At 33.2% G+C, this 18,216-nt stretch carries 10 protein-coding genes; 8 read left to right on the forward strand and 2 right to left on the reverse strand.

What is annotated here, in order from left to right; all coding sequences use genetic code 11:
- Positions 1-129: 129 nt before the first annotated feature.
- Positions 130-1,599 (reverse strand): M28 family metallopeptidase, encoded by a 1,470-nt coding sequence (locus NQQ59_RS02165; protein WP_144213180.1) that lies wholly within the window; start codon positions 1,597-1,599, stop codon positions 130-132.
- 318 nt (positions 1,600-1,917) lie between these two features.
- On the opposite strand from NQQ59_RS02165, the gene NQQ59_RS02170 reads away from it, so the two are divergent.
- The 8 genes from NQQ59_RS02170 to NQQ59_RS02205 all read left to right on the forward strand — a co-directional run bounded on the left by NQQ59_RS02170 (position 1,918) and on the right by NQQ59_RS02205 (position 15,790).
- A complete protein-coding gene (locus NQQ59_RS02170; protein WP_144213182.1) occupies positions 1,918-2,532 on the forward strand; it encodes an RNA polymerase sigma factor in 615 nt (204 codons plus the stop codon).
- Positions 2,533-2,754: 222 nt separating this feature from the next.
- Positions 2,755-3,798, forward strand: a complete 1,044-nt coding sequence (locus NQQ59_RS02175; protein WP_144213184.1) for a FecR family protein — start codon at positions 2,755-2,757, stop codon at positions 3,796-3,798.
- A gap of 184 nt (positions 3,799-3,982) precedes the next feature.
- Entirely contained in the window at positions 3,983-7,372 is a 3,390-nt protein-coding gene (locus NQQ59_RS02180) for a SusC/RagA family TonB-linked outer membrane protein (protein WP_144213186.1), read from the forward strand.
- A gap of 12 nt (positions 7,373-7,384) precedes the next feature.
- On the forward strand, positions 7,385-8,761 hold the full coding sequence (locus NQQ59_RS02185; protein ID WP_144213187.1) for a RagB/SusD family nutrient uptake outer membrane protein: 1,377 nt from the start codon (positions 7,385-7,387) through the stop codon (positions 8,759-8,761).
- Between the two features lie 58 nt (positions 8,762-8,819).
- Positions 8,820-9,767, forward strand: coding sequence for an ABC transporter ATP-binding protein (locus tag NQQ59_RS02190; RefSeq protein ID WP_144213189.1), 948 nt, complete (start codon positions 8,820-8,822; stop codon positions 9,765-9,767).
- 11 nt (positions 9,768-9,778) lie between these two features.
- The gene (locus NQQ59_RS02195; protein WP_144213191.1) at positions 9,779-12,040 is read left to right on the forward strand and encodes a Gldg family protein; all 2,262 of its coding nucleotides are present in this window, start codon (positions 9,779-9,781) and stop codon (positions 12,038-12,040) included.
- Between the two features lie 12 nt (positions 12,041-12,052).
- A complete protein-coding gene (locus NQQ59_RS02200; protein WP_144213193.1) occupies positions 12,053-14,866 on the forward strand; it encodes a M16 family metallopeptidase in 2,814 nt (937 codons plus the stop codon).
- 189 nt (positions 14,867-15,055) lie between these two features.
- Complete coding sequence (locus NQQ59_RS02205; RefSeq protein WP_144213195.1) at positions 15,056-15,790, forward strand: tyrosine-protein phosphatase; 735 nt, start codon at positions 15,056-15,058, stop codon at positions 15,788-15,790.
- 54 nt (positions 15,791-15,844) lie between these two features.
- Here NQQ59_RS02205 and NQQ59_RS02210 read toward each other — a convergent pair whose 3' ends face one another.
- On the reverse strand, positions 15,845-18,208 hold the full coding sequence (locus tag NQQ59_RS02210) for a GumC family protein (RefSeq protein WP_144213197.1): 2,364 nt from the start codon (positions 18,206-18,208) through the stop codon (positions 15,845-15,847).
- Between the last annotated feature and the right edge of the window lie 8 nt (positions 18,209-18,216).

Raw genomic sequence — 18,216 nt, forward strand, 5'->3', positions numbered from 1 at the left:
TGAAACAGTAATTCAATCTATTGCAAATCTAATTATACTGATTTACTTTCTGCTGTAAACAGACAAAATCTTCCTGAAAAATTTAAGAAATTCTGAAAAATCTACAGCAGAATGTAAAATTAATATAAATCAAAAACCTCTCTTTTGAGGCACTACTACTGGACGTTTTATGTCATTCGTTAAAATCCAGCCTGTTCGATACATCCATTCTGTCATTTTATACAATTTTGCAAAATCAATGTTTTCTGACTCATCCATCGGAGTATGATATTGACTGTGCAGTACGCTTGTAAAAAATACAGCTGGAATATTTTTTTGAGCATAAGGCAAATGATCTGATCTAAAATAGAAAAACTCAGGATGTTCTGGTCTGTCCCAAAGTTTATCCAATTCAAATTTTGGCCCTTCGTCATTGGCTTTTTTGGCAGCACTTACCAAATCAGGAGAATTTTGATGTGGATCTGTTGAACCCAACAATGCCGCTTGATTTACATCATTTCTTCCTATCATATCACCATTCAAAACGGCGATTATATCTTTTTCAGGAACTGTCGGATTTGATGCATACCAGCTTGACCCCAATAATCCACGCTCTTCTGAACCGTGAAATACAAATAATACAGATCTTTTCCCAGGTTGTTTTTTAAAAGCTCTGGCAATAGCCAACATTGCTACACAGGTACTCGCATTATCATCTGCTCCATTGTAAATCGAATCTTGTCCGTATTTTTGTCTCACACCATCATGATCCTGATGTCCGCTAAAAAGAACATATTCCTTCTTCAATTTTGGATCTGTACCTTCTACTTTTCCAACAACATTAACTGAAGGATATTTATAAGTTTCAGAAACTACTTCGGCAACTAAATGTTCTTTGGTATTTTTTAGAAATTCTAACTGATCATTATGAACCCAAAAAGCAGGCATTCTAGGCGGAACAGGCATTTTATCACGATAGCCTTCAATACCGTAAACTCCGCGTTTCATTTGCGGTTCTACTTCAGACCAGCTTTTTTCTCCCCATTCATCAGCAACAATGATAAGCGCTGACGCACCGCGATAGGCTAAATCTTCATAATATTTTTGCTTCACAAATCCTGGATAACGTCTTTCAAAAAGGGAGATATTATCTGTAATTCCTTCTTTAGAAGCAATGACAATAACCGCTTTTCCTTTTACATCCATTTTTCTGATTTCTTCTGCAGAAGCATTTCCTATAAAAAGTAAAGGCGCATCAACTTTATTGTTGGTTGTTTCAGCTATTAAAACATCATTCCATAATTTAAACTCTTTTTGTCCGATTTTAAATTTGGAATTATTGCTAACCTGATGTCTGTATAAGTCAAAAAACTGAAAAAAAGTACCATCATCACCTGCAGGCGACATTCCGGCTTGTTTGGCTTTTTCTGCCAGCCATACAGAGACTTTTAATTCATCTAGAGTTCCGGCTTCACGACCATTAAAATGATCACCCGCCATTTGGTACATATCCGTTTTAAGATCCTTTAAAGTAATTGCTGTTACCAAAGGCTTCTTTGCGGATTGTGAGAAAATCAAATTACAGCTTAGGCTGAATAATAAAAATAACTTCCTTTTCATAATTTAAAAATATTGAATTTATAGATTGAATATTTTCCTATAAAAAAGAAGGGCTTGAAAAAAGGACAAATCTATATCTTTTATAAATATACTTCAAAAAAGAATCGAATTTTAATTTACAATCTGTTTAATTATGAATTAAAACAAGACTTAACTTACAATATATCAATCATCAAGATTACACAATATTGAATCTTATTCAAAACACTGTCATTTATTTTTACAATAATTTATTATTTTAATCATATACTATTAAAACAATATTTTTATGGGCATGTTTACGATAAATAATCTTCAATTAAAAAAAAATAAATAATATTGCTGAATAGATTGTTACCAGCAAGCATGTCTCAAAATTCTAATACCACAGAACAAAAACTTCTTCTTGAATTATCTCAGGGAAGCGAGCTTGCATTTACAACTATCTACAACAAGTACAAAAACATTGTTTATTCTACTGCATTAAAGATCACTAAATCAAAAATTTTAGCTGAAGAAGCTGTTCAAGATATCTTTTTAAAAATCTGGCAGAATCGTGAAAACTTATCCGAAATAGCTAACTTTGAGAACTATATCTTCATTATTTCTCGAAATCACTTATTCAACTCAATCAAAAAAATTGCTCGCGAAACTTCTATTATATCTGAAATCAATTTAAAAGAAACGGGTTTAAACGATACAGATATTACCATTAAAGACGAGCAATACAATACGATCTTAAATCAGATCGTAGAACAACTTCCGCCACAGCAGCAAAAAGTGTATCAAATGGCTAAAAGAGATGGTTTAAGCCATCAGAAAATTGGCGAAGATTTAGGAATTTCTACAGAGACTGTAAAAAAACACATGGCTCAGGCTTTAAAATTTATACGTACAAAGATTTCTCCCTACATGAATATATTTATGTCGCTTCTTCTATTTTTCAAATTATAGTCTAAAGGTTTTTCTTTCAAAAAAACCTCAATTCACTTTTTTTTACATTTTTTTTACATTTTTTTCACTTTCGACTACTCCCTCCACTTTTTTAAATGGTCTTTATATAAAAAGGCCAATATAAACTTGGCTTTACCCTAAAAAAATTAGAAGGACTGAAAAAAAGAAAAAAAACCAAAATCTATCATTAACCAAAAAAGTACTAATCTAATCTACGAAAAAATGTCGCAAAAAAAGTTCGAAGAATTATTTGAAAGCTACCTGCAGAATAAATTATCTGAAGCAGAACAGCTGCAAATGATGGAAATAATTCAGCAGGGTGCATATGATGATTTTCTAAAAGAAAAAATTCAGAATCTGTTGGAAAAAGATGATGTTACTGAAATAATGGATAAAAAACAAGGAGATGATATTCTTCAATACATTTTATCTAAACCATCAACTGAAACTAAAGTTCTGCCTTTAAATCCGAAGAAAAGAAACAGAAAAAGAATTCTGCAAACTGTTTTAGTTGCTGCAAGTGTTGCAGTTCTTATTGCAGTTGGAAATTCAATGTTCTTTCAACAAAAACCGTCTTTTACAACTCCAGAAGTTAAACAAGATGTTGTTGTAGCAAGCACTTTAGTAGATTTTAGCGGAAAACAATTAGTACATCTTCCTGATGGAAGTACTGTTTTATTAAACGATGATAGTAGTTTAAAATACGATCAGGATTCTTTTGACAAAAATACTCGTGAAGTAACTCTTGTTGGTGAAGCTTATTTTGACATTAAGCATAATAAAGAAAAACCTTTTATTGTGCATACAGGCAAAGTACAAACTAAAGTTTTAGGAACGGCTTTTAATATCAATGCTCAAAATTCATCCAACAATATCGAAGTTACAGTGGCACGTGGTAAAGTTCAGGTTGGAGATACCGAAAAAGTATATGGTGTGATTACTCCAAACCAGCAGATTAAAGTGGATAAAACTACTTTGAACTTTCAACAAAATACAGTTAGCGCCGCTGTAGTAACAGAATGGAAAAGTAATTACCTGATTTTAGACGATGTTAATATGGCCGAAGCGGTTTCTTTAATTTCTCAAAAATATAAAGTTTCTATTCTTGTTGCCAATGAAAAGATTAAGAACTGTCGAATCACAGCCAGTTTCTTAAATGAAGAAGATTTAGATCATGTTCTAAAAGTAATCTGTAGTGTTATTGAAACAGAATACCGATATAATAAAGCTGGTTCTATCGTAATTGATGGAAAAGGCTGTGAGTAAAAATGAAAAGACAAAAGCAGACTAACCTCCTACTTAGAATGCTTTTTAAAATGAAATATTAACCTTTAAAACAAAAGAAAAACAATTAACCAAAAACCAAATTAAAAAAGCCATCCAGCTCCTACACCAGATGGCCAAGATTTTTAACAATTAATCCAGTAACCATTAAAAAACAAGCAAATTTATGAAATTACGCTGTAAAACAACCATGTTTGACAGTGAAAAGAATTCATCTTTTTTTCATTTGTCAAAAAAAACTATTATGATTATGCGAATCAGTTTATTCCACATTTTCTTACTGACCTGCGGTACTCATATGATCTTTGCTACCGAAATGAGCGGCCAGAATCTGGAGTCTATATCTGTTGATATTGAACTTCATAACCAAGATATCAAGACGCTGTTTAAAACCATAGAAAATAGAACGGGATTATTATTTGCTTATCAACCGCAAATCATAAAAGATTTTCCAAAAGTAACCACACCTCGCGGACGCCGAACTGTAAGTGATATTTTAAATAGTGTATTTCAGGGAAGTAATCTTGTTTATAAACAAGTAGACAAAAATGTTGTCATCTATAAAAAAGAAACTCCAAAAACTGTAGAAAACACCTTAAAAAACGAAAAAGAAGAAGCCAGTTATATGCTAAATGGTAAGATTCTTGACGAAAATGGTCTTCCTCTGCCGGGGGTAACTGTATTGCTTGTAGGAGGCAACAGACAAGGTATTTCTGATTTTGACGGACACTTTTATATTGAATTAGCTACAGGTAAACATACTTTGCGATTTTCCTATCTAGGCTATAAAACACAAGATGTTGTGGTAGAAAATCAAACTTCTGTTACTGTAAAAATGCAGCCAGACTTAGCTAAACTGGATGAAATTGTAGTGATTGGGTATGGAACCACAACGAGAAGAACTTCGACTGGATCTGTAGTTAAAATTACTGCAGAAGATATCGAAAAACAGCCTGTAACCAATATTTTGCAAACACTTCAGGGAAGAACTCCGGGTGTGTTTGTAACGCAGACTTCTGGATATGCAGGAAGTGATATGAATATCAGTATTCGAGGAAGAAATTTTATTGATGGGAAAAATTTACCTCTTTATATTGTAGATGGCGTTCCTTATATCGGGGACGATATTAAACAACAGGCTCAGGATGATAATGTTATTAGAGGAGCTCAAAAATCAACTAGTCCTTTAAATATTATTAATCCGAACGATATTCAAAGTATTGAAATACTGAAAGATGCCGATGCTACTGCAATTTATGGTTCAAGAGGAGCAAATGGTGTTGTATTGATTACCACAAAAAAAGGTAAATCTGGAAAAACAGAATTTACAATCACTACCAATTCTGGAGTTTCTGAAGTGGCTCATATGATCAAAACATTAGATACTCCAGCTTATCTTAATATGCTACAGACAGCATTAAACAACAATGGAGATACAGCATCTAATTTTAGCAATGGACTTGCTCTTACTGACTGGGATCCTAATGCCTATACCAACTGGCAGAAAAAATTAATTGGAGGCACTGCTAATTTCAATAATTATTCAGCTTCCTTAAAAGGAGGAAATGAGTCAACCAATTTTCTATTAAGTGGAGCTTATCATAAAGAAACGACAGTTGTTCCTGGAGATTTTAGTTATGATAAATTCTCTACCAATTTTAATGTTAATCATAGTACGCTAGATAATAAATTAAAAATAGGTGCTTCTGTAATTTTTGCTACTGATAATAACAGACTTCCTTTCTTTGATATCACTACTTATGCAATAAATACAGCTCCTAATCGTCCTTTATATAATGCAGACGGCAGCTATTATTGGTCTCCTGATTATTTTAGTGACATTAACCCACTTGCTGCTTTAGGAAAAAGAGTTGATGATAAAGGACTTAACTTGATTACAAGTTTAAGTCTTCAATACGAAATTGCAAAAGGTTTTTCTTTTAAAACAGATTTAGGATATGGAAGAGCACAGATGCAGACGAAACAAATCATGCCTTCATCTGCAAGCAATCATGTATATGATGAAGCCAACGGATATGACTCAAATTTTTCAAGATCTTATACTACTTCAACCAATAATACAAACAATTTTACTGTAGAGCCGCAACTTAATTATACTACTGCATTATGGAAAGGGAATCTTACAGCACTTGTTGGAGGTTCATGGCAAAACAGAAAATCAGAAATGCCTGCATATGTTTATACTAGCGGTTACAGTTCTGACAATTTAATTGGTAATATTTCGACTGCAGAAAATGTTACAGCAAACAACGGCACGACAGAATATAAATACATTTCAATTTTCAGCAGACTTAATTATAATATTGAGAACAAATATATTTTAAACCTTAACTTTAGAAGAGACGGTTCTTCACGTTTTGGAGCTAACAATCGTTTTGGAAACTTCGGTTCTATTGGTGGTGCTTGGGTTTTTACTCAGGAAAACTTCATGAAGCATGTTCCAGTACTAAGTTTTGGAAAAATTCGTTCCAGTTATGGAGAAATTGGAAGCGACGATATTGGAGAATACCAATATGCTGACACCTTTGACACTCGTACTTACGGAAATGGAAATCCTTCTATGATGGCTTCCAGAATTGCGAATCCTAATATTAAATGGGGATTAACAAAAAAGTTTGAAGCTGCTTTGGATTTAAGTTTTAATAACGACCGTGTTTCTTTCACTGCTGCTTATTATAGAAATACTTCAAGCAACCAATTGGTTGGTTATACATTAAGTCCACAAGCTGGATTTACCACTTATACAGCAAATTTACCTGCAGAAGTTGAAAATAAAGGATGGGAATTTACTTTAGGAACTGTTAACATTCGTAATCAAAATTTTACTTGGTCAACTTCTTTTAATATTTCAACTAACTCTAATAAACTGGTTGCTTTTCCTGGAATAGAAAATACCAGTTATTACTCTCAATACGTAGTAGGAAAACCTTTGGGATCTCGCTTTTTATATAATTTCACAGGTGTTGATGCAAACGGAATCGCTCAATTTGAAGATGCAAATGGAGACGGAAGAATCTCTAGTGGATTTGCAGAAACCGGCAGAGGAGATAGAAAATATTATGGTCCAAATAATCCTAAATATTATGGAGGAATCTCTAATACTATAAGTTACAAAGCTTTTACTCTTGACTTTTTATTTCAATTCGTAAAACAAGAGGGAACAACATTGATGGCATCTACAGGAACGCAGCCTGGATATCCTTACGGAACTGTTAATTTTCAGGTGGATGAATTCAATGATTATTTAGCAAAAGGAAATGTTTTAAGCTCAGGTTACCAAAACAGCTATTTTAACTATATCGGCTCAAATGCTGTTATTACAGATGCTTCGTATATCAAACTAAAAAATGTAAGTGCTTCTTATCAAATTCCGTTAAGTGAAGCTACCAAAAGATATTTACAAGCTGTACGTCTTTCTCTTCAAGGACAAAATATATTTACCATAACTAGCTACAAAGGACTAGATCCGGAAACACAAGGTTTGGCTCTGCCTCCATTACGTACAATCACACTTGGAACTCAGTTTACATTTTAAATCTAAAAAATCATGAAAAATATTTCAACTAAATATATCGCTGTATTTTCGTTTTCAATTTTACTGGGATTAACAAGCTGTGACAGCGCTTTGGAAGTCGATCTTCCGAGCAACCAGTTATCATCAGAAACGGTTTATGCTTCAGATGCTACAACAGAAGCGGCTGTAAATGGAATTTACCAAAGTATGGTGGCGGGCTTTTTCTACAATCAAGTTCATAGTATTCTTGGACAGACTTCAGATGAACTGATACTAGCGAGTGGTTTAACCAATACCGCTAATACTAATGAACTTATTGAAACTGACGGAACAATGAGCAGTATGTGGACAGAATTGTACAAAACCGTCTACAATGCAAACAATGTTATCGAAGGAATTAGTAAAAGTACTTCACTGACTCCAGCCAAAAGCAGACAATGGGTAGCTGAAGCCAAATTCCTTAGAGCCTATTCTTATTTTTATCTAACGAATATTTGGGGCAGTGTTCCTTTAGTACTGACAACTAATATAAATGTATCAGCATTATTGCCACAATCGACTCAAGAGGTTGTTTACACACAGATTATCAAGGATTTGACAGAAGCTTCGCAAGACCTTCCAACAAGTTATGCTAATTATAAAAATGAGAGAATTAGAGCTACTAAATGGGCTTCTGAAACTTTATTGGCTAGAGTAAATCTTTATTTAGGAAAATGGAGCGATGCAGCTAGTCATGCAACTGCTGTAATCAATGAAACAGGAACTTATAACATGATAACAGGATTATCAGCAACTAATAGTCCATTTATTTCAAATAATAATGAAGCTATTTTACAAATTCCTTATTTCAACGTAAACTATAGTTATGAAGGATCTTCTGTTTTTGTAAATGCAAACACAGCCTCATTCTTATTAAGAAACGGCAGTACGTTATTTGAAACAGATGACGACCGCAAAACAAACTGGACCAGAAATGTTACGGGCACGCAGGGTAGTCTTTCTGGTGTTGCACCAACGAAATACAAAAACAGATTTGGAGCCTCTCCTATCGAACGCTCAACAGTACTTAGATTAGCCGAATTATATCTAATAAGAGCCGAAGCCAGAGTACAATCTAATGATATTACAGGAGCTCAGCAGGATATTAATGTAATCCGAAACAGAGCGCTACTTGGCAATACTACTTTAACGAATTCAAACCAATTATTGGATTTAATTGCTTTGGAAAGACAACGTGAATTCTTTGCAGAAAACGGACACCGTTGGTTAGACCTTAAAAGAACTGGTAAAATAGACGCAACTCTTTCTGTTTTAACGGATAAAATCTGGACTTCTACAGATGCTTTATATCCAATTCCGGAAACGGCTATTCGTTCGAATCCTTTCTTAAAACAAAATTCAGGATACTAAATACTAAAAATAACGCAGGGATGAAATGAAAAACATTCCTGCGCTTTTAAAAAACACTATGGAAACAACAATTGTAAGAGTTGAGGACTTGTCGCATCAATACAGTAAGGATTGGGCAATACAAAATATTAGTTTTGAAATCAAAGAAAACAGGATTCTAGGTCTTCTAGGATCAAATGGAGCTGGAAAATCAACTACCATGAACATTCTTTGTGGCGTTTTAAATCAAACGCATGGTAATATTTATATTGACGGAATCAACCTGAAAGAAAACCCGGTTGAAGCCAAAAAATTAATTGGTTTTTTACCGCAAACTCCACCACTTCATCTTGATTTAACAGTCGATGAATATCTGATTCACTGTGCGCAATTAAGATTGGTACCAAAAGAAAACCTTAGAAATGCAGTAGAAAAAGCAAAGGAAAAATGTGGCATTTCACATTTCAGCCATCGTTTAATCAAAAACTTATCAGGAGGTTACAGACAGCGTGTCGGAATTGCGCAGGCTATTATTCACGAACCAAAATTGGTAGTTCTTGATGAACCAACAAACGGATTAGATCCAAATCAGATTTTAGAGGTTAGAAATTTAATTAAGAAAATTGCCCAAGACAAAGCTGTGATCTTTTCTTCACACATTCTTTCTGAAGTTCAGGCAACTTGCCAGGATATCAGAATGATTGAAAACGGACACATGGTTTTTGCAGATACTTTGGATGCTTTTAATAATTATATCGAAGCCGATAAATTAACGGCGAACTTTGAAAATCCACCGGCTGTTGAGGCATTCAAAGAAATTTCGGAAATCACAGAAGCGGTTTACCTAACTCCTAAAAAAGTTCAGATTACTTTCAGTGGTACACAAGAAATTGCTGAAAAAATTGTAGCAACTAGTGTTCACAACAACTGGAAACTTCGTGAAATTCAATTTGAAAAAGTTTCATTAGACGAAATCTTCGCTCAATTATCTAAAAAAGCCCCATCTAAAAACGCTATTCTTTCTTAAAAAATAAACAAATGAAAACAATATACAGAATTGCTAAAACAGAACTCAACACGATGTTCTACTCACCTGTTGCATGGGTTGTTTTAGTGATATTTTCGATCCAGTCAAGCTGGAAATTTTTCAATACCATCGAACGTTTCGAAAAAGCCCAAAAAATTGGACAAAGCATGGACAATTTATCACAGATTGTCTTTTCTGGATTCAGTGGTTTATATACCGAAATGCAAAATTACCTGTATTTATATGTCCCACTTTTAACAATGGGATTAGTAAGCCGTGAAATCAATAGCGGTTCGATCAAATTGCTTCTTTCTTCTCCAATTCGAATTAAAGAAATTGTATTAGGAAAATATTTAGCCATTGCGGCTTATTGTCTCTTATTTATTGCCATTTTAGGCTTACAAGTTGCAATTGCTTACTTTTCGATAGAAAACTTAGACCTTAAGTTTGCTATATCTGGATTAATTGGTTTGTATTTATTGGTTTGCACCTATGCAGCAATCGGACTTTTTATGTCTTGTCTTACTTCTTATCAAGTAGTTGCTGCCATTAGTACTTTGGTTGTTTTAGCTGGATTAAACTTTATTGGGAAACTTTGGCAAGATGTCGAAATCGTAAAAGACATTACCTATTTCCTTTCAATAGCTGGACGTGCAAATGAAATGCTTGAAGGATTAATCATTAGTAAAGATGTCTTCTATTTTGTTTTAGTAAGCGGTCTTTTTATCGTATTAAGCATCTACAAACTACAAACAGGAAGAGATGCTCAAACTGCATCAAAAAGAGTTCTAAAATATACTTTATTAATAGCAGCTGTCTTATCTCTGGGCTATATCACTTCAAGAGCACCGCTTACTTTCTATCATGATATGACGAGAAATAAAGACAACACCCTAACCAAAAGCAGTTTAGATGTTGTGGATAAGATAGAAGGACCAGTTAAGATAACAACCTACGTTAACTTATTGGATATTAATTATTACATGGCAATGCCGTACTCTCAAAATTCAGATATTGCGAGTTTTGCAAAATATACCCGTTTTTTGCCTCAAATAGAAATGGAATATGTTTATTATTATGATACTTCAACAAATGAGGCTTTGTATGCCCAAAACCCAGGATTAAACGACAAACAGCTTGCTGAAAAAATGGTCGAGTCTCAGGATATGAAACTTAAAAAATTATATTCTCCTGCAGAAATCAAAAAAATCATCGATCTAGGGCCTGAACAAAACAGAGTAGTCAGAACTGTAGAATACAACGGGAAAAAGACTTATCTAAGAATGTTTGATGACTTGTTTAAAGTACCTTTTGAAAAAGAAATTTCAGCTTCATTAAAGCGCTTAGTTTCCAATCCCGTAAAAATTGTATTTGCAACTGGAAACATGGAACGTAGTATTGATAAAAACGGAGATAAAAATTATAAGACTGGATTTAACGAAATAACATTTAGAAACTCTTTAATCAATCAAGGATTTGATGTTTCTTCTGTTGATATCAATGCGCAGAATATCCCTTCTGAAACTGCTATTTTAATTATTGCTGACCCTAAAACACAATTAAGTCAAGGCGCTGTTGACCGTATTAACAAGTACATTGATCAAGGCAAAAATTTAATGCTTTTGGCAGAACCAAAAACGAATTCGGCTTTGGCTTCTATTACAGATAAATTGGGCATCGGATTTACAAAACAGACTTTAGTTCAGGAAAGTGAAACAAATTCGCCTGATTTCCTAGTAACTGAGCTTCAAAAAAATGTTGATTCTACTGTAATCAAATTAAGTAAAATCAATAACCCCATTCCGTTTTTAGGAAGTAGCGGTATTACAGCTGTAAAAGATGCAGGATTTAAAGTTACGCCTCTTTTAAAAACTAATAATCAGCCAGTTTGGGAATCTCAGACAGGAATTACTTCTATTTCAGAAGATCTAAAAAAACAGCCGTCTTCAAAAGAAATTCCGTTGGTAACAGCATTAACGAGAAACATCAATGGCAAAACACAAAAAATAATTGTTGCCGGAGATGCTGATTTTATGGGCAATGCCGAATTAAGCCGCGGTGGTTCTGGAACATTTCAGTTTGTAACCGATATTTTCAGCTGGTTCAGTAATTACCAATTTCCAATTGATACTACTCGCCCTCAAAAAATCGACAATAAAATCACGATTACTTCCAATCAAGTTTTCATTGACAAAATCTTATTTATTGGAATCTTCCCATTGTTGATTATACTAAGTGGTGCTTTTATACTTATTAGAAGAAATAGAAGATAAAACTCAAAACAAATGAATACTAAAAAAAATATCATCATTGCAGTAATGGCCTTGTCTTTTCAAGGTGCATTTTCGCAGTTCAAGACCACAATTCCGCTGGATAAGAACGTTACAACTGGGAAATTGAAAAACGGTTTAACGTACTATATTCTTCACAATGAAGAACCAAAAGACAGAGCCAGTTTTTATTTTGTTCAGAACGTTGGTGCCATTCTAGAAGACGACAATCAAAACGGATTGGCGCATTTCTTAGAACATATGGCTTTTAATGGAACCGAGCATTTTAAAGGAAAAGGTATCATTAAAATGTTAGAAAAAAATGGTGTAAGCTTTGGTAAAGATATCAACGCTTACACGGCTCAAGATGAAACAGTATACAACATCAGCACCGTTCCTGTAACTAACGAAAAACTAATCGATTCAACACTTTGGGTTTTACACGATTGGTCTGGTTCTCTTTCTTTAACCAATGAAGAAATTGATGCCGAAAGAGGCGTTATTAGAGAAGAATGGAGAACGCGTCGTACAAGTGATTTCCGTTTAAAAATGCAGACCGATCAGGTTTTGTATAAAGGTTCAAAATACAGCAAAAGAGATGTTATTGGTGATTTAAACATTATCAATAACTTCAAATATCCTGAATTAAGAAACTATTATAAAAAATGGTACAGACCCGATTTACAAGCTGTAATTATTGTCGGTGATATTGACGTAGAAGCAATGGAAGAAAAAGTAAAAACTATTTTTTCTGGAATTCCGTTAGCCAAAAAAGTAGCTGCAAGAAACTATGAAGCCATTCCGAAACATGACGAATTGTATTTTGGAACTGCATCTGACAAAGAAGCTTCTTCTACTACAATTACATTACAATATGTGTTGGACGAACCTTTGGTAAAAGACAGTATTGTGACTCGCAGAAATGTAATGAATTCTTTTTACACTAGTATTCTAAACAATCGTTTTAAAGAATTGATTTTAAAAAATCAAAGTAGTGCTTTAGGTTTTAGTTCTTATTTTCAACCGATTTCAAGATTAAGTAACTCTTTTAATATTTCGGCTGGACCAAAAAAAGGAAAAAACCTTGAAGCATTCGAAGAAGCGTACACAGAAACAGAGCGTTTAAAACGTTTTGGAGCAACACAAGCAGAATTAGAAAGAACTAAAAAACTTTTTATCAGTTCTTATGACGATTTTCTTAGCAATAAAGATAAAGTCGACAATGATAGCTGGTCTGAAAAGTTGACGAATTATTTCTTGAAAGCCAAACCATTTCTTTCGCCAGAAGATGATTATAAACTAATTGTTGGTATTATAAAAAGTATGTCTTTAGAAGAATTAAATGCTTATGTAAAAACCATTCAGAAACCAACGAATCAAGTACTTTTGGTTACTGGTTCTGAGGAAGACAAAGCTAATTTCCCAACCAAAGATGCGCTTGTTCAGCTAATGAAAAAAGTCGAAAATAAAACTTTGGAACCTTACAGCAAAAAGGAAAACAATGAACCTTTAATTGCTAAAGAATTAAAACCTGCTGCGATCAAAAAGACATTTGAAGTTCCAGGAATTACTGCTGCAAAAGGCTATACTTTAGAAAATGGTGCCAATATAATTGTATTGCCAACGACTTATTCTCAAGATCAAGTTGTTCTTACCGCTTTTTCTAAAGGAGGTAAATCTTTGATTAAAACTGAAGATCTGGCTTCTGCCGAAATCGCTACAGTTCTTGCAAGATCATCAGGTTTGGGCAATTTTGATAATATGGGTTTAAAAGAAAAACTAACGGGAAAAATAGCGCAATCTGCTCCGTTTATCAGTCAAAATACGCAAGGATTTCAAGGAAGTTCTAATAAAGCCGATTTCGAAACCATGTTGCAATTGCTTTATCTTTCTGTAGAAGCACCTCGTTTTGACCCAAATATTTTCAATATCTTAAAAGAACAGTATAAAAACCGTTTGGAAACCATTAAAAAAGATAATGAAAATGCTTTTAAAGATGCTGTTGATTTAGCCAATTCAAACAATAATCCAAGGACTTTTATTTTTAATGACAAATTTCTGGAGAATATAGATTTACAAAAAGCAGAAGCGATTTATAGAGATCGAATTAAAAATGCATCAGATTTTACTTTTGTTTTTGTTGGAAATATTCCCGATAATGCTTTAGAATTGATTCAGAAATACATTGGTAATTTAAAATCAAATCAAGGTGTAAAAGAGACTTTTGTAGATCATAATATCGGTCCTAAAAAAGGAAAAACAGTGGTGCATTTCAATCGTCCAATGGAAGTTGCAAAAAGCACTGTTTACCTAAATCTGACTGGAAAAACAGAATACACAAAAGAAAATGCCATGACGATGTATATCATTGGCGAGTTATTATCTAAAAGATTCCTTCAAACCATTAGAGAAGAAGAAGGCGGAAGTTATGGCGTAAATGTTGGCGGTAATCTTGAAATTATTCCAAAACCAACTTTCAGTCTTGCTTTGACTTTTGATTGCAATCCTGATAAACAAGAAAAATTAATGCAGATTGTCTGGAAAGAAATAAACGATTTAAAATCAAATCCAGTCAATGCAAATGATTTAGAAGATATTAAAAAAGCGTTGTTGAAAAACAGAGAAGAATCCCTTAAAACAAATTCTTTCTGGGCGACAACTTTATACAATTACAGTTTAAATCAGATTCCGTTTTCTACGGATGAAGAATATAAAAGTTTAATTTCTAAAATTAATCAGAAAACTATTCAGCAGTTTAGTAAGCACGTTTTGGATAGTTCAAGTAGCGTTGAAGTTATTATGAACCCTGAAATCCAATCAGGAAAGTAAAACTTTAGGATACATTTTTATTTTATTAGTCATTAAAGGTTGTCTTTCCAGACAGCCTTTTTTGTTATTAAAACTTTTTAAAAAACCGAAACTATAAAGGATAAATATTCCTTTTTTGCTTCGATTTAAAACTTTTCGGATTGCAAAGCTTGTGGCGGAACAATTAAATTTAAGCCTAAAAATTTTACTATGTTCTCCTTCTTAAAGACCAAATATTATTTAAAAGATATACTGCCCAAAAATTACATTGACATTCATAATCACTTGCTTCCAGGCATAGATGACGGAGCCAGAACAATTGAGGAAACTAGTGCACTTATTGCTGATATGAAGACTTTAAATATTCATAAAAGTATTGCCACTCCCCACACCTACTCTTCTAAATGGAATAATACTTCCGAAATTATAAAAACAGCTTATGAAACTGCTGTAGAAGATAAAGCCAATCGCATCTTTATAACAAAATACGCCAGCGAATATATGCTGGATGCTTCTTTGATGGAAAAAATCAAAAGCGAAAGATTGCTGTGTATTGATGATCATTTTCTGCTAATCGAATTTCCCTTATTTTCAATTCCTTTTAATTTATATGAAATGCTTTTTGAACTTAAGCTTAGAGACTACAAAATTATTATTGCACATCCTGAACGTTACCTTTATTTACATGATTCTATTGAAAAATATGAAAAGCTAAAGGATTTTGGTGTTTATTTTCAGCTTAACCTTCTTTCATTAACTGGTTATTACGGTAAAAACATTTACAGAAAATCACTTGAGTTGCTGGAGAAAAACATGTATGATTTTACCGGTTCAGACATCCATAGTAGTGCTGAAATTAACCAATTTGAAACTAAACCTTTGCAAGTACGAACTAAAAGTAAACTTGATCAGTTATTACTAAACAATAGTATCTTTCTAAAATAAAAAAAGCTGTTTTAACAAACAGCTTTTTTTATTCCATATAACAGAGAATATCTTTTATCCTTTATTTTTCCACTTTTCGAACCATGATTTCTTGGCATTTTCTCTCCCGTAACCGTAAGCGTAACCATAGTTGTAAGCATATTTATAACCGTAACTAGAACTGAAATTAATGTCATTAATCACATATCCCATGTTGATCAGTTTTTTATCCTTATGTAACTTAAGAGAATAAGACAACAGATTTTTTGCCGTAATCCCCGAACGCAATACAAACAAGGTCGTATCAGCATATTTTGAAATCATAAGAGTGTCTGTTACCAATAAAGTTGGTGGAGTATCAAAAATGATAAAATCATATACTTCTTTTACTTCATCAATAAAATTTTGAAAAACAGGACTCGATAATAGCAAAGTTGGATTCGGCGGTATTGTTCCTGACAATAAAATATCAAACGGAAATCCTGCATTTTCATTACTTAAAACCAAATTACGCCAGTTCAAAGAATTATCATGTAGATAATTGCTAAATCCTGCACTTTCTTTCTGAATATGCTCTAAGTGTCTGTGCAACTGCGGATTTCTAAAATCAGATCCGATTATGATAACCTTTTTATTGAGGTTCGCATATGCTGATGCCAGATTAAAAGAAACAAAAGTTTTACCTTCTCCTTTTATTGAAGAAGTAACAAAAATAACCCTGCCTTTTAAAGAAGATGGCGTAATAAAATTGGTATTATTGGCCAATGTCCTGAATGCCTCCAGGTTTTCATTTTCAGAATCTTTAGTCTCTTTTAATGACGGAAGCTCTCCCAAAATAGGCAATCCGTTGCTTACATTTTCAACATCGGATGAATTATAAATTTTGTTGTCTAGTTTAAAAATAAGAAACAAAATTCCGAATGGAATGAAAATCCCAGCAAAAAACGCAATCAATATAATCTTGCTTCTTTGCGGAGAAACAGGATAAATATCCGTTATCGCATAATCTATAATTTTAGTATTAGGTACAGTAACAGCAAGATTTATGGATGCTTCTTCCCTTTTCTGAAGCAGCAGTAAATATAAACTCTCTTTTAAGTTCTGTTGACGTTCGATGCTTCTTAGCACTTTCTCTTTCTCTGGTAGAGATGCAAAACTTCCTTCCGCAGCCTTTTGAGCAGATCCGCTTTGAGCGAGCGATGTTTTTAACTGCTGGTTGTATCCTTTTACTGATTTAATGATATTGGCTTTCAAATTCAAAAGGGTTTCAGATGAAAGCTGTAGAGATGGATTGTTATTTCCAGCGCTGGTTTTCATTTTTTGATACGAAAGAACGGCAGTATTAAAATCAGAAACCAACTGATTGACTCCTGCATTTTCGATTCCTATATCTGAAGGCAACAATTCAAATGCCTGCTGTGACTGAATACTTTTCATAAGCAAATCAACCAGAAGAAGCTGTGATTCTATATCAAATGATGCCTGTTCCTTAGCCGTTTTCTGCAAAATACTTGAACCTGCATCTTCTTGAATAAAGCTAAGACTATTATTCTTTTTGTATTCTTTTTTGGAGCTTTCTATAGAATCTAATTCTCTTCTAAGGTAAACAAAACGATCATCCACAAAACTAATCGTTCTGCGAGAAACTTCTTTTTTATCGGTTATCCCATCTGCTTCAAAAACATGAATAAGATCATTGATAACAGCTTCGGAATGAGGACCATTAATTCCTTTTAATGAAATCGTTAAGATGTCACTGTCTTTTCCTTCAGCATCAATCTCAAAAGCACCACTAAGTTCCAAAGCGGTTTTATTGAGAGGTTTTAAAATTACATTAAAACTCTTATCTCTACTTTTAAGAATCATAGCATGAGAAACAGGCGTGATCTTTATGGGCAGATTTGTTTTTTTTCCATCCAATGTAAATCCATTGACCGTAAAAATTTCTCCAGACAACATATCCTGAACTTTATATCCTTTTGTTGTTACCGTAATAGTATATTGCAAGATGCTGCCTAAATCAGACATGTCACTTTTATAAGCAACTATAAAAGGTGGATTATAAACCTGTTTCGATTTGACAGTAGAGATATAGAAATATTCTACATTCAAATTTAAATTTCTAACAACCTGTTCCGATAAATGCACCGATTTAAACAAAGCAATCTCATTCTCCAGATTGATCGTAGATTTATTAAACAACTTGGAAACATCCAAACTAAAATTTGAATTTTCCTTATCATTAAGCAATTTAACTTTGGCCTCCGATTTATAGATAACATTGGCGTATCTTAAATAAACAAAGGCGCAGCATAAAGAGATGATTATAGATAATATAAAAACAGGCCAGTATCTTATATATTTACTTATAATTTGTTTTAAATCTACGGGGGTTGTTTCTTCCGTGAGATCGAAAAATTCATTTTTATCAGTATTCATAAAATGGC

Source organism: Flavobacterium panacis, assembly GCF_024649945.1.
In the GTDB taxonomy this organism is placed as follows: Bacteria; Bacteroidota; Bacteroidia; order Flavobacteriales; family Flavobacteriaceae; genus Flavobacterium; species Flavobacterium panacis.